General features: G+C 71.2%; 24 protein-coding genes. 8 read left to right on the forward strand and 16 right to left on the reverse strand.

Annotated features, from left to right (window positions below):
- The first annotated feature begins 78 nt into the window (after positions 1-78).
- The 3 genes from ACIQGQ_RS01055 (at position 79) to ACIQGQ_RS01065 (ending at position 3,278) form a co-directional block, all read left to right on the forward strand.
- Complete coding sequence (locus tag ACIQGQ_RS01055) at positions 79-2,088, forward strand: hypothetical protein (RefSeq protein ID WP_402389071.1); 2,010 nt, start codon at positions 79-81, stop codon at positions 2,086-2,088.
- Between the two features lie 71 nt (positions 2,089-2,159).
- Positions 2,160-2,753: a hypothetical protein gene (locus tag ACIQGQ_RS01060; RefSeq protein WP_402390268.1), complete on the forward strand. Its 594-nt coding sequence runs from the start codon at positions 2,160-2,162 to the stop codon at positions 2,751-2,753.
- A 75-nt stretch (positions 2,754-2,828) separates the two neighbouring features.
- On the forward strand, positions 2,829-3,278 hold the full coding sequence (locus ACIQGQ_RS01065) for a DUF3592 domain-containing protein (protein WP_402389074.1): 450 nt from the start codon (positions 2,829-2,831) through the stop codon (positions 3,276-3,278).
- Positions 3,279-3,317: 39 nt separating this feature from the next.
- Here the strand turns inward: ACIQGQ_RS01065 and ACIQGQ_RS01070 are convergent, their stop codons facing one another.
- The 3 genes from ACIQGQ_RS01070 to ACIQGQ_RS01080 form a co-directional block, all read right to left on the reverse strand.
- Positions 3,318-4,046, reverse strand: coding sequence for a hypothetical protein (locus ACIQGQ_RS01070; RefSeq protein WP_402389076.1), 729 nt, complete (start codon positions 4,044-4,046; stop codon positions 3,318-3,320).
- Between the two features lie 50 nt (positions 4,047-4,096).
- A complete protein-coding gene (locus ACIQGQ_RS01075; RefSeq protein ID WP_402389079.1) occupies positions 4,097-6,481 on the reverse strand; it encodes a Tox-REase-5 domain-containing protein in 2,385 nt (794 codons plus the stop codon).
- A 175-nt stretch (positions 6,482-6,656) separates the two neighbouring features.
- Positions 6,657-7,250, reverse strand: a complete 594-nt coding sequence (locus tag ACIQGQ_RS01080) for a hypothetical protein (protein ID WP_402389081.1) — start codon at positions 7,248-7,250, stop codon at positions 6,657-6,659.
- A gap of 278 nt (positions 7,251-7,528) precedes the next feature.
- On the opposite strand from ACIQGQ_RS01080, the gene ACIQGQ_RS01085 reads away from it, so the two are divergent.
- Positions 7,529-8,032, forward strand: a complete 504-nt coding sequence (locus ACIQGQ_RS01085) for a DinB family protein (protein ID WP_402389084.1) — start codon at positions 7,529-7,531, stop codon at positions 8,030-8,032.
- Positions 8,033-8,106: 74 nt separating this feature from the next.
- Here the strand turns inward: ACIQGQ_RS01085 and ACIQGQ_RS01090 are convergent, their stop codons facing one another.
- On the reverse strand, positions 8,107-8,976 hold the full coding sequence (locus ACIQGQ_RS01090) for an LLM class F420-dependent oxidoreductase (RefSeq protein ID WP_402389087.1): 870 nt from the start codon (positions 8,974-8,976) through the stop codon (positions 8,107-8,109).
- A gap of 269 nt (positions 8,977-9,245) precedes the next feature.
- Here ACIQGQ_RS01090 and ACIQGQ_RS01095 point away from each other — a divergent pair, with 269 nt between their 5' ends.
- The gene (locus ACIQGQ_RS01095) at positions 9,246-9,818 is read left to right on the forward strand and encodes a dihydrofolate reductase family protein (RefSeq protein ID WP_402389089.1); all 573 of its coding nucleotides are present in this window, start codon (positions 9,246-9,248) and stop codon (positions 9,816-9,818) included.
- A gap of 82 nt (positions 9,819-9,900) precedes the next feature.
- Here ACIQGQ_RS01095 and ACIQGQ_RS01100 read toward each other — a convergent pair whose 3' ends face one another.
- From ACIQGQ_RS01100 to ACIQGQ_RS01110, 3 genes are all read right to left on the reverse strand, one after another.
- Positions 9,901-10,785 (reverse strand): hypothetical protein, encoded by an 885-nt coding sequence (locus ACIQGQ_RS01100; RefSeq protein WP_402389092.1) that lies wholly within the window; start codon positions 10,783-10,785, stop codon positions 9,901-9,903.
- Positions 10,786-10,871: 86 nt separating this feature from the next.
- Positions 10,872-11,873, reverse strand: a complete 1,002-nt coding sequence (locus tag ACIQGQ_RS01105) for a peptidoglycan-binding protein (RefSeq protein WP_402389095.1) — start codon at positions 11,871-11,873, stop codon at positions 10,872-10,874.
- A gap of 1 nt (position 11,874) precedes the next feature.
- Positions 11,875-12,021 (reverse strand): hypothetical protein, encoded by a 147-nt coding sequence (locus ACIQGQ_RS01110; RefSeq protein ID WP_402389098.1) that lies wholly within the window; start codon positions 12,019-12,021, stop codon positions 11,875-11,877.
- Positions 12,022-12,323: 302 nt separating this feature from the next.
- Between ACIQGQ_RS01110 and ACIQGQ_RS01115 the strand changes: the two genes are divergently transcribed.
- Positions 12,324-16,148, forward strand: coding sequence for a hypothetical protein (locus tag ACIQGQ_RS01115; RefSeq protein WP_402389100.1), 3,825 nt, complete (start codon positions 12,324-12,326; stop codon positions 16,146-16,148).
- A gap of 300 nt (positions 16,149-16,448) precedes the next feature.
- On the opposite strand, the gene ACIQGQ_RS01120 is transcribed toward ACIQGQ_RS01115, so the two are convergent.
- Positions 16,449-17,147, reverse strand: coding sequence for a DUF2690 domain-containing protein (locus ACIQGQ_RS01120; protein ID WP_402389103.1), 699 nt, complete (start codon positions 17,145-17,147; stop codon positions 16,449-16,451).
- Between the two features lie 194 nt (positions 17,148-17,341).
- Entirely contained in the window at positions 17,342-17,842 is a 501-nt protein-coding gene (locus ACIQGQ_RS01125) for an ATP-binding protein (RefSeq protein ID WP_402389106.1), read from the reverse strand.
- Between the two features lie 321 nt (positions 17,843-18,163).
- On the opposite strand from ACIQGQ_RS01125, the gene ACIQGQ_RS01130 reads away from it, so the two are divergent.
- Positions 18,164-19,015, forward strand: a complete 852-nt coding sequence (locus ACIQGQ_RS01130; RefSeq protein WP_402389108.1) for a helix-turn-helix domain-containing protein — start codon at positions 18,164-18,166, stop codon at positions 19,013-19,015.
- Between the two features lie 11 nt (positions 19,016-19,026).
- Positions 19,027-19,218, forward strand: coding sequence for a hypothetical protein (locus tag ACIQGQ_RS01135; RefSeq protein WP_402389111.1), 192 nt, complete (start codon positions 19,027-19,029; stop codon positions 19,216-19,218).
- Positions 19,219-19,256: 38 nt separating this feature from the next.
- Here ACIQGQ_RS01135 and ACIQGQ_RS01140 read toward each other — a convergent pair whose 3' ends face one another.
- The 7 genes from ACIQGQ_RS01140 to ACIQGQ_RS01170 all read right to left on the reverse strand — a co-directional run bounded on the left by ACIQGQ_RS01140 (position 19,257) and on the right by ACIQGQ_RS01170 (position 22,984).
- Positions 19,257-19,637, reverse strand: a complete 381-nt coding sequence (locus ACIQGQ_RS01140) for a YrdB family protein (protein ID WP_402390270.1) — start codon at positions 19,635-19,637, stop codon at positions 19,257-19,259.
- 109 nt (positions 19,638-19,746) lie between these two features.
- Complete coding sequence (locus ACIQGQ_RS01145; protein WP_402389114.1) at positions 19,747-20,280, reverse strand: TetR/AcrR family transcriptional regulator; 534 nt, start codon at positions 20,278-20,280, stop codon at positions 19,747-19,749.
- Positions 20,273-20,695: a DUF4260 family protein gene (locus ACIQGQ_RS01150; protein WP_402389116.1), complete on the reverse strand. Its 423-nt coding sequence runs from the start codon at positions 20,693-20,695 to the stop codon at positions 20,273-20,275. Before ACIQGQ_RS01150 ends, ACIQGQ_RS01145 begins: the two co-directional genes overlap by 8 nt.
- Positions 20,696-20,841: 146 nt before the next feature.
- Positions 20,842-21,444, reverse strand: coding sequence for an OmpA family protein (locus ACIQGQ_RS01155; RefSeq protein ID WP_385214329.1), 603 nt, complete (start codon positions 21,442-21,444; stop codon positions 20,842-20,844).
- A 52-nt stretch (positions 21,445-21,496) separates the two neighbouring features.
- Positions 21,497-22,111: a hypothetical protein gene (locus ACIQGQ_RS01160; protein ID WP_402389119.1), complete on the reverse strand. Its 615-nt coding sequence runs from the start codon at positions 22,109-22,111 to the stop codon at positions 21,497-21,499.
- 25 nt (positions 22,112-22,136) lie between these two features.
- Positions 22,137-22,754 carry a pilus assembly protein TadG-related protein gene (locus ACIQGQ_RS01165; RefSeq protein WP_402389122.1) on the reverse strand — a complete coding sequence of 206 codons (618 nt, stop codon included), beginning with the start codon at positions 22,752-22,754 and terminating at the stop codon, positions 22,137-22,139.
- Complete coding sequence (locus tag ACIQGQ_RS01170) at positions 22,754-22,984, reverse strand: Flp family type IVb pilin (RefSeq protein WP_376683531.1); 231 nt, start codon at positions 22,982-22,984, stop codon at positions 22,754-22,756. Before ACIQGQ_RS01170 ends, ACIQGQ_RS01165 begins: the two co-directional genes overlap by 1 nt.
- Positions 22,985-23,049 lie beyond the last annotated feature (65 nt).

The raw sequence follows: 23,049 nt of genomic DNA on the forward strand, positions 1-23,049 counted from the left end.
CTCACGGCCACGCCCGCATCCCGAACCGCGGGCTCACGCAGGGCAAGCAGGGCGAGCGGGCGTCGGAGAGGAAGAGCCGTGACTGGTGGCGGGGGCTGGGGAAGTGGAGGCCGGGGCCATACACCTCCCGGGGGCCGGGGCGGTGGTTCCGGCGGGAGCAGTGGGACGTTCTTCGCGCTGACCCGTAGCTGGGCCGCCGGGGCGCTGGTCTACATCGCCGCCGGGTATCTGCTCTCACGCGGGCTCATGGAGCTGCTGGCCTCGGACGAGCGGCTCGCCGGCTTCGGCTGGCGGCTGGCCCTGCTGCACGTGCCCAACGTCATCACCACCCTGGTCACGGTCCTGGCCGCCGCCCGGGTGCTGCCCGCGGAGTACCGGGAATCGCGGGTGGTGGCGCTCGGCGCCTCGCTCACCGTGCCGGTGGCCGCGCTGGTCTACGGACTCGCCGTCTCCTGGCACCTGGTGGGCATCGAGGGCACCCTGATGCCGATCGTCTCGCTGGTGACCGGCGCGGCCGCGGGCCTGGCCGTCGACCGGCTCCTGGAGGACCGCGGCGAGGAGGACGCGCCGGCCCCGTACCAGCCGTACTCCTGGCGGGACGGCGGGGCCACCGCCATGGAGTACCTCGGCGTCATCGTCCTGGTCGTCACGTTGATCGGCGCGATGTCGATGGCGGGCGTCGGCGGACAGATCGGCGAGCGCATCCGCTGCGCGATCAACGCGATGGGCGGCGGCGGGGGTTCCTGCTCCACCGGCGGCGGTGACGGCAAGGACACCACCGCGAAGCCGAAGACGGACGCCGACTACGAACCCAAGATGTGCCAGGTCTCCAGCGTCTCCGACACCGTCGGCGGCAAGGTGAAGATCGGCTGGTTCGAGTGGGGCAACGAGTACGGCTTCCAGCAGAAGGTCAGCCAGGCCAACACCGACATCAACGGCGACGGCAAGGTCGACGAGAACGACAAGCTGGTCTACATGACGTTCACCGACGCCGCCTCGGCCGGGGCCACCGCCTCCACCCCCGGCGTCAAGCTCGGCAAGCTGGGCAAGGCGGACGTCGACGTCGGCGGCGGCATCAAGATCACCAACGGTGACACCTGGGTCTTCAAGAGCGAGGAAGAAGCCAAGAAGATGCGGGACGACATCGAGGAAATGAAGATGTGGGAGACCTCCACCAAGTACAGCGGTGGCTACGGCGGTGGCTGGTACTCCGGCATGAAGTGGGCCGACAAGAAGAAGGATGTCGAGAAGAAGATCGGCGACAAGAAGATCTCGTACTCGACGATCGGCCTCAACGCCTACGCGGACGGCGGGCTCTCCATCAACGCGGGCGACGACACCAAGCTCGGCGCGAAGCTCGGCGGCAAGGCGAAGTTCTCCCCCGAGGTGACCATCACCAAGGACGACGTGAACGGCAACGAGTCGTACACGTACACCGCCAAGCTCGAACTGGAGGGCAAGGTCAGCGGCACCGCCGGCCCGTTCGGCGGCACGGCCGGCGCGAAGGACACCCGGACCGGGGCGGTCACCGTCACCCGCGACCAGAAGACCGGGAAGATCGTCCGCATCGACATGACCCAGACCCTCGAGGGCACCTCGACCTCGGACAAGGGCGACATCAGCGGCGACAACGGCAAGAAGGACGGCGACAAGCGCGGCGGCAAGGTCAGCGGCACCGACTCCTCCGGCGAGACGGGCATCCAGGTCAAGACGAACTCGATCGTCTTCGGCAAGGACACCGACGCGGACACCGAGGCCAAGCGGGCCATCGCCGAGCAGTGGCTGGACGGCTCCGGCAACAACACCGCGCCCTTCGAGTACCTCTTCGGCGACCACAACATGGAGAACAAGCCGGCCGGGAACGACCCGTTCGATCAGCTGATGTTCCAGGACGGTCTGTCGAGCACGATGAAGTACACCGGCCAGACGGACGCCCAGGAGTTCGGCTTCGAGGTCTCGCTCGGCATGAGCCTCGGGTTCTCGATCTCCGACGAGCACAAGAAGGAGACCCTGAACGACGCGCAGTTCCTCGGGGCTCCGCAGGGCGACAAGCGCTCCTATCTCCCGTACAGCTACTGCGCGAAGTAGCGGTACGGAAGGATGGCCGCGGAGCACACCGACCGGGGCCGGCACACAGGTACGACGAAGAGGCGATGGCGATGACGATGGCGATGACGACACGGAAGATCCACCGGGCGATCGGCACGACCGTTGCCGCCGCCGTCGGCCTCGCCCTGCTCTCCGGGTGCGGCAGCGACTCCGCCGCCCTCCCGGAGGGCTGGGGCAAGCTCGACACCAAGAGCCTCTCCGTCGGATACCCCGGCAACCAGGGCTACAAGGAACAGCCCGGGGCCGAGCTGGCGAAGGGCAACGCGGCCGTCGCGCTGAAGGAGGAGAGCGGGCTGCGCACCGGCATGGTCTCGGTGCAGCTCGACTTCGCCACCGGCGTCGACGACGCGGGCGAGGCCGCGGCCGCGGCGGGCGCCGGCATCGGGGTCGGCGCCACCCGCAAGGCCACCCAGGAGGTCCGGCTCACGGGCCCCGAGAGCGCCCGCGACGCCCGCCGGATCGACTACGAGTTCACGTCCAACGGCGAGCAGCGGACCCCCGCCGACGGCACCCGGATGACCGGGGTCGTGGTGGCGGGCGTCGACTCGAAGAAGGTGCCGTTCGCGGTGCGGATCAACGCCGTCAAGGGCACCCTGAGCGCGAAGGACCTCGACGCCTTCGTCGACTCCATCACCGTCAAGTAGCGGACACGGCCGGTACGGTCGGGTGGTCGACCCGGCCGTACCGGCCGTTTCCTTGAGGAGCGGGGGAGCTCGTCCATGCAGGTCCTGCCCGGTGGCACGGCCACCTTCCTGCTGCTGTTCGGCCTCTTCCTCGGGGCGTTCGCGATCCGCTCGGCCCTGCGGCTCAACCGCGTGCTGGCGCTGCTGCGCCGCGGCGAGCGCGCCGAGGGGCGGTGCGCCGAGCGGCGCACCGTGGACCGGGGGCCGGGCACCGAGCGCGGCTACGCCACCGAGTACGTCTTCGCCTTCCGCACCCGCGACGGCCGCGACATCGAGTTCACCGACCACGCCCCGGGACCGTTCGGCTTCGAGGTCGGCGCCCCGGTGCGGGTCAGCTACGACCCGGCCGACCCGGAGCGGCGGGCCACGGTGGCCGGTCCGGGGGCGTGGGGGCCGGTGCTGATGCCCGCGCTGTTCACCGGCGTGCTCGGGGTGTTCGCGGTCGGCCTGCTGGCCGGTTTCGCGGCCGTGCGGGGCTGGCTCTGAGCCTCGGGCCCCGCCCCGGTGGCCGGTGAGGGACGGTCGTCAGTAGCGGTCCCGGTCGAACGGCACCGGGAGCTTCTCCAGCGCCCCGGCCTCCCGCAGCCGCTCGTTCACCTCGATGACCGTGCCGATGTCCGGGGTCTTCGTGCCGCCGTACGTGAGGTCGACGACCAGCCCGCCGTCGGCGGTACGGACGTACGTGCCGGGCAGGTCCTCGGGGGCGCGGGCGGCGCGGCCGGCGGAGAGGAAGACGGCCCGGCCGCACCGGGGCGCGCTGTTCTCCAGGTCGAACCGCTCGGTCACCGCCGCGTCCACGGCCTTGTCGTACACCTGCCCGGCGTCGATCTCCCAGTGCTCCGCGAGGACGCGCAGGATCTCGGGGGTCCGCCGGATCACTTCGGCGGTCTCGTCGACCTCGCGCGACCGGAAGACGAGGGAGACGGAGTGCGGCGCGTAGCGCGACGTGCCGCCCGCGTGCGTCGTCAGGGACACGTACGCCGCCTTGGGGTTCCGCGCCCACGACGACGACGTGTAGCCGACCACGTCGAGGTCGGGGCCCGTGTTCCGCCGCTCGATGTACTCCGCCAGCGCGGGGGCCGAGGGCTCCAGCACGGGGTCGGACGGAAGGTCGTCACCGGCCTCGTGCCATACGTCGAAGGTCTGGGCGTCGATGTCCCTGAGGGCGGCGAGCGTGCCGGACCAGCGTTCGGCGACGCTCCCCACGGATTCCGCGCGGGGGCCCCAGAGACCGTTGACGACCACGTACAGCACGAGACTCTCTCCTCGGATTCGGGTCCTGCGCTCCGCTGCCCGGCCGGTGCTCAGCCGCCGACCAGGTCATCGGGGGTGTTGATGACCTTAACGTCGATGCCCTGCTCCTTGAACATCTCACGCGCGGCCTCGGCGACGTCCGGGTCGGAGAGGTGCCACTCGACCGGCCGGCCGCGCGCCGCGTCGACCTGCCGCCTCGCCTGGGCGGACCACCGCTCGGTGATCTTCGGGGTGAGCTTTCCGGTGTCGGCGTTGTAGAAGTCCGGGCTCTTGTACCCGTACTTCGCCTCCAGGTAGGTGCCGCGCGCGGAGTCCCAGCCGTCGAAGTCGACCGGCTTGCCGGTGAGCTTGTCGAGCGGTACCTCGTACTCCTTGCCCCGTCCCACCTTGGAGATCTGCTCCTGGTAACGGGCGCCCATCTCCGTCGCGTAGCTGAAGACGCCCGGCTTGATCTCCGCCCAGGACCCGTCGCCGGCGTCCTTGGCCCCGGCCGGCGGGTCCTTCAGGTCCTGGTACCAGGCGGGCTTCGGCTGCTTCTGGGCCCGCTCCAGCCCCTGCCTGCGCTTGGCCGCGGCGGCGGCCTTCTTCGCCTCGTCGGCCTGCTTCTGGGCCTCGTCGGCGGCGGCCTTCTTCTCCGGGTCGACGTCGCCGCACTTCTCCATGAAGAAGCCGACGGGCACGGAGGCGGGCGGCGCGGCCAGGACGGCGGTGCCGGTGCCGGAGGCGCCGACGGCGGGGCCGGGGCCGTACGGGACGCGGAGGCGGCCGCCGATGCCGACGGTGCAGCCCTTGAGCCCGGCCTTCTCGGCGGCGTCGTCGGCGTGCTTCTGCGCTTCCTTGGCGGCCTTCTCGGCTGCGGCGACGTCGCCCGCCTTGGCGGCCTTCTTCGCCTTGGTCGCGGCCTCGCCGGCCTTCTCGGCGAACTCACCGAGCTTGCCGAGTTTCCCGAGCTTGCCCAGCTTTCCGAACTTGCCGACGAGCTTGCCCTCGCCGTAGCCGGGGATGAACAGCGAGCCGATGTTCCACAGGCCGGTGCCGATCGCCTGGCCCTGGTCGCCCCGGTTCCACATGTCCCGGACGTCGTCGCCGATGAACATGTCGTCGAGGACCTTGAGGCCGGTGCCGCCGGACGCCTTCGTCCAGTCCCAGACGGCGCCGAGGTAGTCGCCCTTGTCCCACTTGCCGCCGGCGTCCTTGGAGTCCTCGCTCCACTTGTCGCCGAGGCTCTTGCCGTACTCCTTCAGGCCGTCCCAGGCCTTGATGGGGTGCAGGACCGTGTCGATGGTGCCGGTGATGTCGCCCCACAGGCCGTCGCCGACCAGCCCCTTGAAGAAGCCGCCGGTCTGGTGGGCGGCACAGGAGAAGAAGGCGCCGACGCCCGAGGTGCAGCTCTCGCCGGGCTGGTCGTCGCCGTTGGCGGGGCCGCTGTCGTCCTGGTCGTCGCCGCCGTCCGGTTCGCCGGAGGTGTCGACGTCGTCACCGCCGTCGTCGGTCTGGACGACGGTGTCGCCGCCGGAGGAGCCGGTGCTGCCCGAGGAGCCGGTGCTTCCTGTGCTTCCTGTGCTGCCCGAGGAACCGGAGGAGCCGGAGCCGCCGGTGGTGCTGGTGCTGCCCGAGTCGCCCGTACTGCCGGTGCTGCCGGTGCTTCCGGTGCTTCCGGTGCTTCCGGTGCTTCCGGTGCTTCCCGAGGTGCTGGTGCCTCCGGCCGCGTCCGCACCACCGGCGGAGTCGGCGCCGCCGGTGCTGTTGCCGTGTCCCGCCTCCACGTTCCCGCTGCCGGGCGCCGGGCAGGCGCTCCCGGTGAGGCGGCAGATCGCGTCCTGGAGCCCGCCGGTGATCTGGGCGCCAATCCCGGTGACGACCAGCCCCCCGATGAGGGCGACGACCACCAGGACCATGCCCAGGTACTCCATCGCGGTCTGGCCCTCGTCGTCCCGCCGCCACCTGATCATGCGCGCGAGGCTGAACCGCCGGTGCGGCGCCCGCTGTCCGAGGGGGAGGTCGAACCACTCGCGGGCGCTCGCCCGGAACAGCAGGACGAGGACCACGACCGGGATCACCAGCTGGGTGACCCCGCGCGCGCCGCCGCCCCCGAGGGTCGCCAGGGCGCCCAGGGCGAGCCAGACGTGCACGGCCAGCAGCCCGCGCCGCACCCAGGCCCCGCCGGTGCGCACGTACAGCGAGAGCACGAAGCCCACCGCGCTCGGCAGCGCCGCGTACAGCAGCAGCCCGAGCAGCTCGCCGTCGATCCCGTCGAGCTCCGACGCGACCATCAGCACACCGATGCCGCCGAGGGCCGCGACGGCGAAGAGGAGGCGTACGAGGATCAGTACCGCCTGCAGGGGGCGCGGCAGGGACCGCCTGCCGCCGTACCCGCCCGTGACGGCCCCGCCGCCCGCGCCGGCGCCCCCGCCCGCGACCGCTATTCCGCTCATGCCAGACACGACAGGTCCCCCAGCTTGCCGATGAGAGGCCAGAGTTCAGCCAGTTCACGCATCCGACCACACCGGCACCCTTCGGGGCATGGGCCTCAGGGCCCAATGCAAGGCTCAAAATCACTGATTGCACCCTGCACGGACCTGAAGGGGCGGAACCGGGCGTCCGGCGCCGTTACCGGACGGGCACCTCGCTGCCGAACAGCATCCAGGGCGACTGGTCGTACGAGGCCACCCCGGCCAACTGCGGCTGGGTCGCGGCGATCTCGTGCCGCACCGCCAGGGTGTCGGGCCAACTGTCGAAGTACGTCGTGCCGTTGATGACGACCCCGCTCCAGTCCGTGGCCACCGAGGCGCCCTCGCGGTCGACGACGAAGCCGATGCAGAGCACCGATGCCCGCCCGATCGCCTCCCGGATCGCCCGCGCGGCCACCTCCTGCTCGTCCCGGGTCAGCCCGCCGAAGCCGAACTCCAGGGCCACCACCCCGTCCCGCATCCGGCGGACCCGGGCGGGGACCCCGGCACCGCTGTCCACCCACAGCAGGAAGTCGACGCTGTCGAGCCGCTGGAGACCGGCCAGGAGCACGAGCTGCTCCCTGGTCACCCACGACGGAATGCCGCGCGGTCCGGGCCCCGGGCCGAGAAGGGTGACCCGTCTGGTGACCGGATGGCCGAGCCGCAGCCCCGCCGCGTCGAGATCTCCGAAGAGGCACTCGGAGTCCGGGCGGCTCCAGCCGAGATGGTAGGAGTAGAAGAAACCGTCACTCATCGACACATCACCCCATGAAGAATCAGGTGGGAGCGTGCAGTTCAGGTGCGCGCGGGCATGCCGGACGGGCGCGTGTTCCGGCGCCTGTCGAGGGGGCTCGCAGTTGGTCGGGCACGAGCCTAGCCAGGCGCGATCTCCCGGGCGTGGGCCCACGGACCCAGGCCAGGACCCCAATGGGAACCCGCCGCGCCGCCCGCTCCTCCCGCACTCCCCCGGCCCTGGCGGCGGCCGCCGAATCCGGTGGACAACCCGCACCCGGTCGCGGATCGTGTACGCCGATGACACGCACCGACACGCCTCCCGCCCGGGACGAGCGCACCCAGCTGGCCACCTTCCTCGACTACGCGCGCGACACCGCCCGCGCCAAATGCGAGGGGATCTCGCCGGAGAACGCCCGCCGCGCCCCGCTGCCCGGCTCCCCGCTGATGACCGTCGCGGGGCTGATCAACCATCTGAGCTGGGTCGAGTACCACTGGTTCGAGGTGACCTTCCTCGGCGGCGAGGACGAGGGGCCGTGGACGGAGGAGGACCCCGACCGCGAGATGCGCATCGCGCTGGACATGCCGCTCGACGACGTACTGGCGCTGTACGCCGAACGCACCGCCCGCTACCGGGAGCTGGTCGCCTCCCACGACCTGGACACGCTCGCCGCCCGGCCGCGCGGCGACGGCCGCCACCCCGACCTGCGCTGGATCGTCCTGCACCTGATCGAGGAGACCGCCCGGCACAACGGCCATCTCGACCTGATCCGGGAGATCGTCGACGGCACCACCGGCGTGTAGGGCGTGTCCGGCGGATCAGGGGCGGGCACCGCGACCCGGCCGTGATCCGCCGGACCCGCCCCGGCCCCCGCCGGTCACCCGATCGCGGCGACGGCGGGGGCGAGGTGCTCGGCGACCTGGCGGGTGAAGCTCACCGGGTCCCGGTCGGGCAGCAGCTGGATCTCGGTGACGCCCAGGTCCGCGTAGGCGCGGGCGTCGTCGAGGAAGGCGGCCGGGCGGTCCAGCACCGGGCCGTTGTACAGCACGGTCTTGGTGACGGCGTCGTAGTCGCGGCCCTCGGCGACGCAGTGGGCGCGCAGCACGTCGAGCTTGTGGGCCACCTCGTCCCGGCCGGTGGCGAAGAGGTTGCAGGCGTCGGCGTACCGGGCGACCAGGCGCAGCGTCTTCCGCTCGCCCCCGCCGCCGATCATGATCGGCGGGTGGCCGCCGATCGGTTCGGGCACGCAGAGCGTCTCGGCCAGCCGGTAGTACCGGCCCCGGAACGGCCCGTTGTCGTCGCTCCACATCTGGAGGCAGATCAGGAGCGTCTCCTCCAGCCGCTCGAAGCGTTCGGCGACCGGGACGACCGGCACGCCGAGTCCGTACTGCTCCCGCTCGTACCAGGAGGCGCCGATGCCCAGCCGGGCGCGGCCGCCGGAGAGCACGTCGAGGCTGGTGACGATCTTCGCGAGCAGGCCGGGGTGCCGGTACATCACGCCGGTGACCAGCAGGCCGAGGGACATCCGCTCGGTCACCGCGGCCACGTAGCCGAGCGTGGTGTAGCCCTCCAGCATGGGTTCGTCGGCGACGCTGCGCCCGGTCTCCATCTGGAAGTAGTGGTCCATGACGGTGAACGAGGCGAATCCGGCCTGCTCGGCGACCCGGGCCGTCTCGGCGAGGGTGGGCGCGATGAGCGCGGGGTCGGCCGGTGTCGAGTAGTTCCAGTAGTGCAGGCCGAGCTTCATGTCCCGTCTCCGTCCACGCCTCCGTCTGCCGCCTCCCCGGGCCGTACGCGGGCCGTACGCGGTCGGCCGCCACGCTATGCGGGGTGGGGGGCGGCGGCATTCCGGGCGGGGCAGACGGGTGACCGCGCCGCGCCGCCGGCCTTCCTTGACGGTCGGCCCGCCGTGACAGCAGCAGCATGGTCGCACCGATGAGTTCTCGCGCGCCCGGCGGTCGTAACGGGTGAGAGATCATCGGCGTACCACCGCCACGGACACGGGAGACCCCGGACATGCGCACCCTGATCAGCACCGCCTTCATCTCGCTCGACGGCGTCGTGGAGGCCCCCGGCGGCGAGCCCGGCTACCGGAACTCGGGATGGACCTTCAAGGACATCGCGTTCGTACCGGAGTCCTTCGAGATCAAGGGCCGTGAGCAGCAGGAGGCCGCCGCGATGATGCTGGGCCGGACCAGCTACGAGGCGTTCAGCGCGGTCTGGCCGGACATGGCGGAGTTCGCCGACTACAGGACGATGCCGAAGTACGTCGTCTCCACCACGCTCACCGAGGACGACCTGGTGGACAACTGGGGCGAGACCACGATCCTGCGCTCGCTCGACGAGGTCGCCGCGCTGAAGGAGACCGAGGGCGGCCCGATCATCCTCCACGGCAGTGCCTCCCTCAACCGCGCCCTCTCCGACGCCGGCCTCATCGACCGCTACCACCTGCTGGTCTTCCCCGTCCTGCTCGGCGCGGGCAAGCGCCTGTTCAGCACCACGGACAAGGACGCCCAGCAGCTGCGGCTCGTCGAGCACGAGGCCTACTCCAACGGCCTCCAGAAGAACGTCTTCGACGTCGTCCGCTGATGCCCGGGAAGGGCCGTGGGGCGGCGCGAGGGGCGTTCCCGGGCCCGGCCCGGCAACGCCCCTCGCGGCCCTTCTGGACGGCTCAGTGGAACTGGGTGGTGTAGAGGCGGGCCTTGTAGATCTCGGCTCCCGGCCGGGTGCGGTCGCCGCCCTCGGAGAAGTGGACCGTGGGGCCGCCCCAGCGCGAGTCGTCCGGATCGGGGTCGGTGGTCCACATGGCCTGGCCGGAGGAGTGGCGTACGTAGGACTTCGGGTAGGCCAGGGAGACGGTCTTCGTGATCTTCCGGGTCTTCTTGTCCAGCCAGTGGACGTGGTGGCTGTCGCTGACCAGGAGTGTGCCGGGGCTGGAGTAGTCGGGCTGGATGTCGTGGCCGTTCCCGGCGATGGTGATGTCGGGTCCGTACTTCTCCAGGCGGGCGTTGCGCATCGTGCCGTTGACCCGGTAGGTGCGGACGACCGTGCCGCCGGTGACCCACAGGAGGTTGTTCTGGTCGTCCCACAGCACCGCGTGCGCCTTGGTGAAGGACAGCGTCTGGATCTCCTTGAGGGACGCCAGGTCGCTGCTGGAGGGGCCGAAGACGTGCAGCCGGTCCCGGGAGCCCGCGACGACGACGGCCCCGGCATTGGGTACGCGCTCGATGCTGTGCGGGTAGGTGGTGATACGGGCCGACCACAGAAGGTCCGCGCGGGTGAGGTGGGTGTCGCCGGTGACGTCGACGATGCCGGCGCGGCCCTCGCCGGGCTTGCCGAACGTCATGAGGGCGATGGCCCCGTAGCGCTTGGTGTCGCGGAAGCGGATCTCGAAGGGATGGTCCCAGCCGGGGGCGTTGCCCGTGCTGAAGCTCCACTTCACGTTGGCGTCGGTGAACTGGGCGGTGCGCTCGAAGACGAGGATCTGGCCCTTGCGCTGCTCGGTGACGGCCACCTTGTAGCCGGCCGGGGCGGTCGCCGCGGTGGATGTGTCCATGTGTCTCTCCTGGCTGGCGTCGACGGTCGGGACGGGTGCCCGGGGGCGGGGGGCGCCGTGGTGTCCCCCGCCCCCGGTGCGGTCCGTCAGAAGGTGCCGTTGTTCAGGGCTTCCTGGAGCCGGCGGGTGGTGTCCTTGCTCCACTCGCCGTCGCCGGTGCCGCCGAGGTGGTGCTGGAGGGCGGTGACGGTCTTCGGGCCGACGATGCCGTCCGCCGTGACCTTCAGGTACCGCTGGAGGGCGGTGACGGTCTTCGGCCCGAAGGCGCCGTCCACGTCCAGGGCGGCCTGGGCCCGGGTGTTGAGGGTCCGCTGGAGGGCGGAACAGGTGGCGGGCCCGAACTCTCCGTCGGCCTTGAGCGCGCCGGTGGGGACGAGGGCGGTGGGCCGGATCGGCCGGCTGCGCTTGGCGAGGACCGCCTTCATCATGGCCGCCGAGCTCGGGCCGTACTCGCCGTCCACCGTCAGGCGGTTGGCCGCCTGGAAGACGCGGACCGCCTTGTCGGTGGCCGGTCCGAAGTCGCCGTCCACCGTCAGTTTGGCGTTCTGCACGGTGTTGAGGTTCTTCTGCAGGGTCTTGACTGCCTGGCCCTTCGAGCCCCGGCGCAGGATGCCGTCGGTGCTCGGCATCGGGGCGCCGCCGCCCGCGTAGACGGGCCTGCCGTAGCCGACGACGCACGCGGAGTTGCGCAGACGGCGGCGGAAGGCGTTGGAGGTGTTGCCCTCCAGGGTGGTGATGGTGCGGTTGGAGTGCACCGCCTCGACGATGCCGACGTGGTCGATGGCGCCGATGGAGCGCGAACCCGACCAGTCGAAGAACACGATGTCGCCGGGGCGGATGCCGCCGATGCCGTAGTGCCAGCGCCCCTTCTTCTGGAACGCGCGGGCGTGGGCGACGGTGTAGGCGAACTTGCCGCCCACCGCGGAGAGGTTGTCGGAGTGCGCGGCGGCGTAGCTGACCGCCATGTCGCACCAGGGGCCAGCGAAGCCGTACCAGCGGGTGACCAGGTTGCGGTTGGATCCGGGCGGCTGCTCGGTGGTCCCCAGCAGCTTCCGGGCCGCGGCGATCATGCCCTGTACGTTGCCCATGTCAGATCTCCGTGTCTTCGGGGAGGGCTTCGGTGTCCGAGGCCACGACGGTGTCCGGGTCCTGGCTGACGCCGCTCTGGTCGGGGTCCACGTCGAAGACGCCGGCACCGCCGACGGGGTAGGTCGGCTTGTCCACTGGCTCGGTCATGGGGTGGTTCCCTTCATGTCGTTCCTGTCCGTTGTCCGCCGGTGCGGCCGGGCGGTGGCGGAGGCGGTCGTGTCTCCGCGCACCGCCGGACGGCCCGGCGGTCCGTGCCCGGCGGGGCCGTCCGTGCCGGTCGGCGCCGCTCGACAACGACTTCACCGCCCGCCCGGTTGATTGGCACCCCCTGTCCGAGCGGGCAATCAACTCGCCCACCCGCGCGAAGGGTTGGGGATCCCGGTACGGGGTGCCGTAGCGTGGTCGCCCCGGTCGGGGGGCCGGGGCAACTGCCAGGGGGAGGCAGCCGGATGGGACGTCCCGAGAGACCGGTCGACGCGGACGCCGGGCCGGTGCAGCGGTTCGCCGCGGAGCTGCGGGGGCTGCGCGCCGGGGCGGGCGGGCCGACCTACCGGGTGATGGCGAAGGGGTCCGGTTACTCGGCCCCCGTGCTGTCGCAGGCGGCGGCCGGCGAGCGGCTGCCGACACTGGCGGCGGCGCTGGCCTACGTGGCCGCGTGCGGCGGTGACCGCGCCGAGTGGGAACGGCGCTGGCACGCCGCGGCGGCACAGGTCGCGGCCGCTCCCCGGGAGGACGAGCCGGTCGCGGACTCCCCGTACCGGGGGCTGGCCCGCTTCGAGCCGGGTGACGCGGACGTGTTCTTCGGGCGCGACGCCCTGGTGGACGGCCTGGTGGACGTGGTGCGTGACCACCGGTGCGCGGTCGTGCTGGGGCCTTCGGGCAGCGGCAAGTCCTCACTGCTGCGGGCCGGTCTCGCACCACGGCTGGGACGGACGACGGAACGGGCGCTGCGCCCGGCCGCGATCCGGGTCCTGACGCCGGGCCCGCACCCGGTCCGCACGCACGAAAGCAGGCTGCGGCCCGCCGACGGCGAGGGCGACACCCTCGTCGTGGTCGACCAGTTCGAGGAGGTCTTCACCCTCTGCCCGGACCCGGCCGAGCGCGCCCGGTTCATCGATCTGCTGCTCGCCGCCCGGCAGCACGGCAGCCGCCTGCGGGTGGTGCTCGGCGTCCGCTCCGACTTCTACGGCCGGTGTCTGGAGCACCCCGCGCTGGTGCGGGTGATCCGGGACGCGAGTCTGCCGGTCGGTCCGATGGGCCGCGAGGAGCTGCGGCGGGCGATCACCGGCCCGGCCGGGGTGCGCGGCCTGACCGTGGAGCGCTCGCTGACCGCCCAGCTGGTCGACGAGGTGGACGGCGAGCCCGGCGCACTGCCGCTGCTCTCACACGCGTTGCTGGAGACCTGGCGCCGGCGGTCGGGCCGGACGCTGACCCTGCGGTCCTACGAAGCGGCGGGCGGGGTGCGCGGCGCCATCGCCCAGACGGCCGAGGACCTGTACCGCACCTTCACCGCTCCCCAGGCCGCCCTGACCCGCCGGATACTGCTGCGGCTGGTCGCCCCGGGGGACGGCACCGCCGACACGTGCCGCCCCGCGGACCGGAGCGAACTGGAAACGGCCCCGGCGGCGGGGAGACGGTACGGAACCGGCCCGGTGGACGGCACGGACACCGGCACCGGCACCGAGGCAGTCCTCGACCGGCTCGCCCGCGCCCGCCTGGTCACCCTGGACGGGGACACCGTCCGGCTCGCCCACGAGACGCTGATCACCGCGTGGCCCCGGCTCCAGGGGTGGATCGAGGAGGACCGCCACCGGCTGCGCGTCCTGCGCCGCCTCACCCAGGACGCCGCCGACTGGACGGAGCTGGGCCGGGACCCCGGGGCGCTCTACCGGGGAGCACGGCTGGCCGAGGCCGAGGAGAGCTTCGCGCACCCCGCGCACCTGGCGCAGCTGACCCCCGGCGAGCGGGACTTCCTGCACGCGGCCCGGACGACCCGTACCCGTGAACGGCGGCGGCTGCGCGCGCTGGCCGGCTCCGCGAGCCTGCTGCTCGTACTCGCCCTGATCGCGGGCACCGTGGCCTGGCAGCAGAACCGGGACGGCGACCGCCGCCGTATCGACACCGCGGCCCGCCGCACGGCCGGGACCGCCGAGGGGCTGCGCGGTTCGGACCCGCGTACGGCGCTGCGGCTGAGCGTCGCCGCCTGGCGGCTCAGCCGTACGCCGGAGACCCGGTCCGCGCTGCTGGGCGCGCTGGGCCAGCAGGAACTGCCCGGATTCACCCCGTCCCGGCGGTCCGAGGCCACCTGGATACTCGGCTCCGACGGCCGCACCCTGGTCGGCGTCGACGAGCACCGCGTCACCCGGTGGGACATTCCGAGCCGTCGGAGGACCGGCAGCCACCGGGCGCCCGACGGGGGCGACTTCCCGGCCGAGACCGCCGAGACGGCCCAGCTCACCCCGGACGGACGCTTCCTGATCGTGCCCGCGGGCGAGGACGGGCGACTGCGCCTGTGGGACATCCGGGCCGAGCGCTACCAGGGACGCCCGTTCGGCCCGAAGAGCACGGCCGAGGAGCCATCGGCGCCCGACGCGGGGCAGCTCGTCGGGGCCGGCCCTCCCGTCGCGGACGGCGACCTGAGCCCCGCCTCGATGAGCGCCACGGCCGGCTACGGGCCGAGCTCCAGCGGACACGCGATGATCTTCAGTTCCGATGCCGGCCTGGACGTGTGGGACGTACCCACCGGGCGGCGCCTGCTCGCCGCCCTGCCGCTCGCGGGCATGGGCACGCTCGACGACAGCGACGTCAGCCCGGACAACCGGCTGCTCGCCCTGTGCACGAGCCGCGGCCTGGTCCTGTGGGACGTACGCGCGCGCCGCCGCGCCGACACCGCCTGGCACCGCCGCCCCGCCTGCCCGTCCGACGTTCAGCTGCGGTTCACCCCGAACGGCCGGGAGCTGGTCCTGCGGGACGCCTACGCGCTGCGCAGGGTGAGCGTCTCCAGCGGCAGGGACCTGCCGAGGCTGAGCCAAGTGGCCCCGCTGGACTTCGTGTTCTCCGAGGACGGCGCCTACGCGGCGAGCCGGGGTTCGACGGACATCCTCATCTGGCGCCTCGACCGCCCGCAGGCCCCGGTCTTCCGCCATCAGCTGTCCGACGAGGACCCCGTCGAGCTGCGGATCGACACCCGCGCCGGTGTCCTGCGCTATCTCGACGAGAGTCCGGCGAGCAACCAGACCGTCCACGCGCTCGACATCGGCGCCGTCCTGGGCGCCCGTTGGGACGACCGGCCGGTGGAACAGGCCACCCTCAGCCGGGACGGCAGGGTGCTCGCCGTCCTGCGCGACGACCGCCTCGGTCTCTACGACGGCCGTACGGGCCGGCACCGCTCCGACCCGCCGCCGCCTCCCCCGTCCCCCTTCGACGAGGAGCTCGCACCGGACTCCCCCACTCTCTCGCTCAGCGCGGACGGACGACGGCTCGCCTATGTGTCCCAGTACGAGGACGTACCGGGCATGGCGCGGCGCGTCACGGTGTGGGACACCGAGCGCCACCGCCGGATCAGCGAACTGCGGGCCACCGGAGAAGACGGCTTCATGAGCTTCACGCTCTCCCCGGACGGGCGCGAGCTGACGACGACCAGCACGGCCGGTGACGACACCACGGTCTGGAGCTCCGACACCGCCCGCCGGCTGCGCACCGTCGCCGCGCGCACGGCACGGCAGGCCGGCGGCAGCACCCAGGACCCGGGCGAGGGCGCCTCGGCCGACGGAGCCGCGACCACCGGCCCCCCGACGGCGAACTGCGACTGCGTGGCCGCCTTCGACCGCGGCAACGGCCTGGCCGCCAGGGCCGAGTTGTCCGGCCACATCTCCCTGTGGGACACCCGGCGCCGCACCAGGATCGGAATGCTCTACGGCGGCGCGGGAAAGGGCAGCCCCGACGCCCCGGAGGAGATCACCGCCCTCGCGTTCTCCCCCGACGGGACCACCCTGGCCACGGCCGGTTCGTACGGAACCCTGCGCCTGTGGGACGTCCCCTCCCGCCTGGCGCTCGGCACCGGGCTGCCCACGGCCGGGGACCACATCCGCGCGCTGGCCTTCGCCTCGGACGGCCGCACGCTGTCCATGGCGGGCACGCACGTACTGCTGCAACACCGCACCATCGACCCGGACCGCACCACCGAAGCCGTATGCCGCCGCGCCGGCGGCCCCCTGTCACGGGACCAGTGGGACACCTACCTCCCCGAGACCCCGTACCGCAGGATCTGCTGACACGTAGACCGGCCTGCGCTCCAACTCCCTCTCTCCATAAAGAACTTGCCATCACCCCCAACACCCTTGGCGACGATGGCGACTCGGCCTGGGCGGCTGGGCCCTGCTCGCCCTGATGGGCGTATGGGCGATCGCCGTACGGAGAAGGCCGAAGCGGTCGGCCGCCCTCGCCTCTGTGGCGCTACTGGCGGCGGCCTCCGCGTTCCAGTTCGCGCTCAACGGGCAGACGACCCCCTGGCACTGACCGGCCCCCTCCTCCGAGCGGTCGCGACCCACCGGGCGTCCGGGCGGAGGCGTCCTTCAGAGCGACGGACTGGTGGAGGGGGACAGATCACCCTCGTCGGCCCCGATGCGCATGACGTGTCCTGTCGCGACCTCCCGGGCGACGCTCGTATTGACGGCGACCGCCGTCGCCTGCAAGGAAAAATCCTTTGGCACGGCAAGCATCGGGGTGTACTTGGTGTGGCCGCTCACCACCTTCGCCATCTGTCGTCGGGTCGGCGAGGTTTGGATCTCGACGGTGTCGTCGATCTCCGAGCCGGTCAGCTTGCCCCAGGCGGTTCGGCATCGCGGGCTGAACCGGATCTCCAGGTGCATGGCGCCGGCCCATTCCTCCGCGAGAGTCTTCGCTCCCGTTCCGCACCCCGTTTCCTTGGGGTCCAGCCCCGCGCACGCCTCGCCCGAACACGTCGGCGCGGTCGCGGCCCCGCCCTTCGACTCACCGGAAGGGCTGGCGGATTCCGTGGTCCTCCCGCTCTCGTCGTCACCGCCGATCGCCGCGGTCAGGAGCACCGGAACACCGGCGCCCACCGCTGCCACGACCACTGCCCCGATGAGGGTCTCAGGCCCGTGCCGACGCGCCCAGGCGACCGCCCTCCGCAAGCCGAAGCGGCGTTCGGTCCCGTCCGATCGACCGCCCGCACTGTCCGGCCCATCGCCCGCACCCCGCGCTTCTCCGGTTTCGCCGCCCTGAGGTGCGCCGTCACCGCTGTCCGTCATGCCGCCTCCTTCGACCCACGACCCTGTCCGTCGTGGCGTGAAGCGCGTACGCGGTGCGGCAGTCGCTCTCTCTGCGCACCTCGCGCGCACGCGCGACCCCATGCATCCCCCCATTCACCTCAAGTTACGCATTTCCAACCGAAGATGACCGGCCAGCACGGCAGACTGTCGCATTACGCACCCCGACCCCGCCCCTAACGGGGCAGCGTCACCCACGACTTGGTCCCGTGATGCGGCGGCACCGCCTCCCCGGAACCCCACTCCCCGCCCCAGTCATCCACGACGGCCGCCAGCAGCCACAGCGCGCGACGCCGCCGCGCCTCGCAGAGCGTGGCCACATGGGGCCGGTCGTGCCGTACGTGCTGGTCCCAGACCAGGAGGCGCATCGCGTCCTCCCGCTGACGCAGCGACACGTAGATCTCCCGTCCCGGACTGATCCGGGCACTGACGGCCACCAGCTCGTGCACCACATGCGCCGCGGGCCAGACGTACCGCCCGAGCCCATGCGCCTGGAGTGCGGCGGCGACCAGCGTGCGCCCGATGAACGGACTGCGGGAGTCGCCCGGCACCGTGAAACTCAGCCCGAGCCCGAGCCGGCCCACCCCTTCCCGAAACGGTGCGGCCCGAAGGTACGGGACCGACGCACCGGTCTCCGCGACAACCGGGCAGATCGGGGCGAGAGAAGCTGCGAGCATGACTGACTCCCTTACAGGAATGACAAGTTGACGTTTCTCTTCTTCACGTGGGCGCGCACGGATGGCTCACGACGACGCAGCGGCGGACGAGTGGTGGCCTTGTCTCCCCGGCACGGAACCGCCCCTCCCGGGGCAGGAGGTTGCGGGCAGGACCGCGCGATGCACTTCCAACTCGACGACCTTGTGTGAGCGGTGCGTGACCTAACGTAGCGCAGAATCGGCACACGTGCCCCAACTTTGGAGGCAATTGCCTCCCTCTTGTTGGACTGGGTGGCCCCGCAAACGGCAGACTGTTCCCACCGTCCGCAGGAGAGAGGGCCCATGCCGAGCAGTTCCACTCCCACTGAGCGCCAGAAGCGGCTCGGCGCCGAGTTGCGCAAGATGCGCACCGCCGCCGAGGCCACAACGGTCTACGCGGCCGGGCTGTTGGGGGTCGACCGGACGAAGGTCTCCAACATGGAGAGTGGTGTCCGGCCCATCACCTCCGCCCGCGTACGCACTTTGGCCTGCAACTACACCTGTGCTGACACCGATTACGTCGATGCGCTCGTGGAGATGGCCGAGCAGCGCGAGCGCGGCTGGTGGGAACAGTACCGAGGCAGACTTCCGTCAGGACTCCTGGACATCGCCGAGCTCGAATGGCATGCGACACGAATCCGCACGGCGCAGACCGTCCACCTCCCGGGCCTGCTGCATACCGACGGATACGCCCGCGCGGTGTTCGGCGCCGTACTGCCCGAGCTGTCCCGTCTGGAGATCGAGCTGCGAGTCGCGCACCGCATGGAACGGCAACAGGTACTCGAACGCGAGAGTCCCACCGACTACGTGGGCTACGTGCACGAGGCCGCCCTGCGCATGCAGTTCGGCGGCCGGGACGTTACGCGTGAGCAGTTGCTTCACCTGTGCGAGATGTCGGAGCGCGAGCACATCGACGTACGGGTCATCCCGGTGAATCGCGGCGCGTTTCCCGGAGCCGGGCACGCGCTTCTCTATGCCCACGGAGTCGTGCCACCACTCGACACCGTGCAACTCGACTCGGCTCATGGCCCCGAGTTCATGCACGCTGAGGCACAGCTCACCAAATACCGCGCGCACTTGGACTGGATGGCCGAGGCATCGCTGTCCTCCTCCGATTCCAGAGACTTCGTGCGCGCCATCTCCCATCAACTCTAAGGATGTTCAGCATGCACGAGATCAATTGGGAAGAGCCGTACTGCGGCGAGGGGAACAACTGCTTCCGCCTCGGCACCGACGCCGAAGGCAACGCATTCATCGCGGTCCGAGGGGCGGAGGACCACTACCTCACCGACACCCGCGAAGCGCTCCGGCAACTGATCCTCGGCATCAAGGCCGGCAAGGCCGACCACCTCCTGTAGACGGAACACCGCGACGGCCCCGGGGCAGCCCCGCCCCGTCAATGCTGGAGCAGCCAGAGCACGCGGTCGTAGGCGGCCAGGTGATAGAGCACCAGGACGGCGAGGAACCAGTGGGCGGCCCGGCGCATGCCGGAGTGGCGCAGGGCCGCCCACGCCCCGCCGAACACGGCCAGCTCCAGCAGCAGGCGCAGCGGGCCGGGGGTGTCGAAGGTCGTTTCGCCCGAGCGGGCCGCGTCGCCCGCCGTGGCGAAGTCGCCCCAGGCGAACGCCACGGCCAGGGGTATCGCGATCACCGCGAGGTACCGCAGCCGACCGGGCGCCTTGCGCCAGCCCCACAGCCCGAAACAGGCCAGTGCGGAGACTTCGAGCAGGAAGCGCAGCCCCAGAAAGACTGGGTTGTAGGCCAGGGCCAGGTTCATCGTGCCCACGGTCCGTCCCTCCGTAGTCCTCGGTGCGCGGGTCGCTCCTGGGGAGCCGCGGGCGTCGGCCGGAGCGACCACGGAGAACTCCGCCCGCCCCGCCCCGCCGTCAGCGCGTGAACGCGGCCGCCCCCACCCGCCATGCCTCGTCCAGATCCGCGCCGCCCGGGAACCGCCCGTCCAGCTCCAGCGCGACCATCCCGTGCGCGAAGGCCCACACCGCACGTCCCGTGTGCTCGTCCAGCCCGAGTTCGCGGAAGAGCGGCGCGGCGGCCCGGTCCTCCAGGCCCGGCGGCAGCGACTCACGGGGCAGCGGCTTCTGCGTGGCCAGGCGGTAGAGGCCGGGGTGGTCGAGGGCGTAGCGGCGGTACGCCTCGAAGAGCGCCCCCAGCGAACCGGGCGCCGCCGCTTCCGCCGCCTCCAGCACGGCAGCGAGTTCGGCAAGCATCAGCGCCATGAGCTGCGCTTCCACCGCCGCCTTGTCCGGGAAGTGCTTGTAGAGGGAGGGGGCCTTGATCCCGACGCTGTCCGCGATGCGGCGCATTGTCAGCGCCTCCGCCCCCTCACTCTCCAGCAGGTCGCGGGCGGCGGCGACGATCTGCTGGGCACGGGGGCCGAGCCGCCCGATGGCCGGGTCAGTCACGCTGGAGTCCTTCCTTCGTCCGCAGACCGTAGCCGAGGGCGCGGTCCAGCGAGATATGGGCCGTCCAGCCGCACAGGCCCGCGAAGAGCGGCGCCCAGGAATGCGGAGTGACGACGCACACCACCATCAGTACGACCGGGACGAGGGCCCGGTGGGCGGCGTTGTAGTACGGCACCGCACGCGCGGGCAGCTGACCGGGCCGGGCGGCGTGCGCGTCGCGGACGGCGACGAGGAACGTCAGGTCCGGGGCGATGAAGAACGCCACGGCGAAGAGCCCTGCGGCCACGCCGTGGTTGACCGCCTCCAGCACCGCGAAGGCACCCCAGAAGACGGCACTCGCGGCCCACCCGAGACGGACGGCGCGCCTGATGCCCTTGCGGGCAACGGGGCGGGTACCGGCATCCATGACCGTCATCTCGTCCTCCTCGATCGCGCCTGGCTAACAGTGTTCGCCAAACGTACGGCTAACACTGTTAGCCGTCAAGGGCCTGAAACGCGGCGATGCCCACCTCCGCGTGGGAGGTGGGCATCGCTCGGGTTTCTCGGTAGCGCTCGGACTTCTCAGGAAGAGGTGCCGCGCGGGAAGGAGACCTCCACGCGCCGGTTCTTCTTCCGGCCTTCCTCGGTGCTGTTGTCGGCGATCGGGTACTGCTCGCCGTAACCGCGGATCTCGAAGCTGATGCCCGGCAGATCCTTGGCCAGTACCGCGTGCACGGCGTTGGCGCGCTGCTTGGACAGCACGTCGCCGTGGGCCGACGAACCGAGGTTGTCGGTGAAGCCGAAGACGCGCACCTTGGTGGCGTTCTGCTTCTTGACCTCGGCAGCGATGGCCGCGATACGGGAGTTGGCCGCGGAGCTCAGCTTGGCGCTGTCCTTGCCGAAGAGGACTTCGGCCTGGAGCGCGAACTTGACGTTCGCGTTGCTGTCCTCGCGACGCTCCTCGCCGCCCATGTCCTCGACGACCTGGACGATGTCGAGGACCCGCGCGGGGGCCAGCGTGGCACCGTCGACCATCTTGAGGTCGGGATCCTTGCCGTCCACCGGAACGGGCGGCGTCTCGGACGCCTCGGTGCCCGGCGGCACACTCGGACCGTCGTCCGCCAAGGCGGACGACGCCCCCATGATGGATGTCCCGGCCATCAGCACGACAGCCGCGACCGCCATGCCTGTCAGCTGAATCGGACCGCGTCGCTTACGGGTGTTTGTCATCACGACGTCACCCGGAGATCTTCAGCGACGTCGTGGCGAACGTCGGCAGGTTGAAGTCGACCTCCGTCGTCGCGGCCGGCGGTGCCGGGAACTGCATGAATACGGGTACGGACGCACCGGGTTGGACGGCGGACATGCCGGTCGTGCACAGGCAACGACCGTCGGTGTCCCGCAGGATGTAGTAGCGCTTCTTGCCGACCTTGTCGACGAGTGTCGCACCACCGACGGAGTTGAGGTTCTTGCTGGTGATGACCGGCTCGCTGCCGGCCCAGGCAGAAGGGTTGACCGGGGCCTGGCCCTGGTTCTTCAACTCCGCCTGGACCGTCACGAAACCACCCGCGTCCCTCTTCACCTGGTTCACGACGAGGAGCATGCCCTTGTCGCCCCTGGCCTCTGCGAGTTTCACATTCGGGTCCACGTTCTCCCCGGCCGCAGTGTCCTCCTGCTTCTCCCCCTTGTCCCCTTCGGAGGGCTTGGGAGACGCGTCGGAGGACGGCGCTGCGGGGTCCTTCGCCCCTCCGCCGTCATCAGCACCACAGCCGGTGACGACCAGGGCCAGGGCCGCCACCAATGAGGCGGCGGCCACTGCCCTTCGGGACTTGATGGAGCACCGAATGCTCATCGCTTCTGTTTCCTTTACTCGTCGTTCACTGTCGGCGGTCGACCAGATGCACGTCAAAGAGGATCTTGCTCACCCTCGGCCAGTCCAAGGGCCCCTCAGTGGCGATCGTGAGCATCTCGCCACCTCGGCACGTGAAGAAATACATGTCCTGGATGCCGTCGTCGGTGTAGTCGACAGACCTCCAACTGGGGCAGCGCCACTCAAGGACCGCAGTGGCGTGGCCGTCGGAGAATGTGCGGTTCATGCCGGGAACCACGGACGCGCCCACGGGCTTGAGGGTCTTGACGTCGACGGTGATCTCGTCCCGCCCGCCTCCGGACGAGATCTGGCAACCACCGATGACCTTCGCCTCATTGGCCGCGGCGAACGAGTGGGCGGCAGCGCATCCGAGAACCGGGTGATTCTGGGAGAACACGTCCACCGTGTCGACGGGCAGCGAAGCGCGGAAGGCGGCTTCGAGCATCTCGCGGGACTGCTGGGCTGCGGCCAGCGCGGCGGAGTCCGCCGCGCCCTGGGCGCCATTGCGCAAGGCGGAGGCCTTGCCGACGGTAAAGAAGGCAAACGCGAGGAAGAGCAGGCCCGCCACCATCACTACATAGATGGGGAAAGCCTGCCCTGCCTCGCCGCGAAGCTTCGCGGTCATTAGCCGGCCTTGATCTGCGAAACCAGGTCGGAGATCTTGCTCGAGATCGAGCCACCGATGCCCGAGGCCGCGATCGCACCGATGATCGCCACGACCACCAGGATGATGCCCAGGTACTCGAACGCCGTCTGACCGCGGTCCTTGTTCTCGAAGCGCTTCTGGATGGCGCTGACCGTGGTGTTGGCCCAGCCGTTGACGCGGACGGCGGTCTTCAGGGTGATGTTCGACATGGTGTTCCCCTCCGGGTTCGGCCGACCGGTAGCCGGCCGACTCGCAAGTTTCTTGGGTGTCGCCT

This window comes from Streptomyces sp. NPDC092952 (assembly GCF_044754785.1).
In the GTDB taxonomy this organism is placed as follows: Bacteria; Actinomycetota; Actinomycetes; order Streptomycetales; family Streptomycetaceae; genus Streptomyces.

What these genes read in the sequence shown, in the direction of transcription:
- ACIQGQ_RS01165 (WP_402389122.1), bottom strand. Translation starts at nt 22,754, where the DNA reads ATGACCGCGAAGCTTCGCGGCGAGGCAGGGCAGGCTTTCCCCATCTAT.
- ACIQGQ_RS01075 (WP_402389079.1), bottom strand. Translation starts at nt 6,481, where the DNA reads ATGAGCGGAATAGCGGTCGCGGGCGGGGGCGCCGGCGCGGGCGGCGGG.
- ACIQGQ_RS01080 (WP_402389081.1), bottom strand. Translation starts at nt 7,250, where the DNA reads ATGAGTGACGGTTTCTTCTACTCCTACCATCTCGGCTGGAGCCGCCCG.
- ACIQGQ_RS01065 (WP_402389074.1), top strand. Translation starts at nt 2,829, where the DNA reads ATGCAGGTCCTGCCCGGTGGCACGGCCACCTTCCTGCTGCTGTTCGGC.
- ACIQGQ_RS01105 (WP_402389095.1), bottom strand. Translation starts at nt 11,873, where the DNA reads ATGGGCAACGTACAGGGCATGATCGCCGCGGCCCGGAAGCTGCTGGGG.
- ACIQGQ_RS01085 (WP_402389084.1), top strand. Translation starts at nt 7,529, where the DNA reads ATGACACGCACCGACACGCCTCCCGCCCGGGACGAGCGCACCCAGCTG.
- ACIQGQ_RS01100 (WP_402389092.1), bottom strand. Translation starts at nt 10,785, where the DNA reads ATGGACACATCCACCGCGGCGACCGCCCCGGCCGGCTACAAGGTGGCC.
- ACIQGQ_RS01170 (WP_376683531.1), bottom strand. Translation starts at nt 22,984, where the DNA reads ATGTCGAACATCACCCTGAAGACCGCCGTCCGCGTCAACGGCTGGGCC.
- ACIQGQ_RS01130 (WP_402389108.1), top strand. Translation starts at nt 18,164, where the DNA reads ATGCCGAGCAGTTCCACTCCCACTGAGCGCCAGAAGCGGCTCGGCGCC.
- ACIQGQ_RS01140 (WP_402390270.1), bottom strand. Translation starts at nt 19,637, where the DNA reads ATGAACCTGGCCCTGGCCTACAACCCAGTCTTTCTGGGGCTGCGCTTC.
- ACIQGQ_RS01060 (WP_402390268.1), top strand. Translation starts at nt 2,160, where the DNA reads ATGACGATGGCGATGACGACACGGAAGATCCACCGGGCGATCGGCACG.
- ACIQGQ_RS01135 (WP_402389111.1), top strand. Translation starts at nt 19,027, where the DNA reads ATGCACGAGATCAATTGGGAAGAGCCGTACTGCGGCGAGGGGAACAAC.
- ACIQGQ_RS01150 (WP_402389116.1), bottom strand. Translation starts at nt 20,695, where the DNA reads ATGACGGTCATGGATGCCGGTACCCGCCCCGTTGCCCGCAAGGGCATC.
- ACIQGQ_RS01120 (WP_402389103.1), bottom strand. Translation starts at nt 17,147, where the DNA reads ATGACGGACAGCGGTGACGGCGCACCTCAGGGCGGCGAAACCGGAGAA.
- ACIQGQ_RS01160 (WP_402389119.1), bottom strand. Translation starts at nt 22,111, where the DNA reads ATGAGCATTCGGTGCTCCATCAAGTCCCGAAGGGCAGTGGCCGCCGCC.
- ACIQGQ_RS01095 (WP_402389089.1), top strand. Translation starts at nt 9,246, where the DNA reads ATGCGCACCCTGATCAGCACCGCCTTCATCTCGCTCGACGGCGTCGTG.
- ACIQGQ_RS01090 (WP_402389087.1), bottom strand. Translation starts at nt 8,976, where the DNA reads ATGAAGCTCGGCCTGCACTACTGGAACTACTCGACACCGGCCGACCCC.
- ACIQGQ_RS01115 (WP_402389100.1), top strand. Translation starts at nt 12,324, where the DNA reads ATGGGACGTCCCGAGAGACCGGTCGACGCGGACGCCGGGCCGGTGCAG.
- ACIQGQ_RS01155 (WP_385214329.1), bottom strand. Translation starts at nt 21,444, where the DNA reads ATGGCGGTCGCGGCTGTCGTGCTGATGGCCGGGACATCCATCATGGGG.
- ACIQGQ_RS01110 (WP_402389098.1), bottom strand. Translation starts at nt 12,021, where the DNA reads ATGACCGAGCCAGTGGACAAGCCGACCTACCCCGTCGGCGGTGCCGGC.
- ACIQGQ_RS01125 (WP_402389106.1), bottom strand. Translation starts at nt 17,842, where the DNA reads ATGCTCGCAGCTTCTCTCGCCCCGATCTGCCCGGTTGTCGCGGAGACC.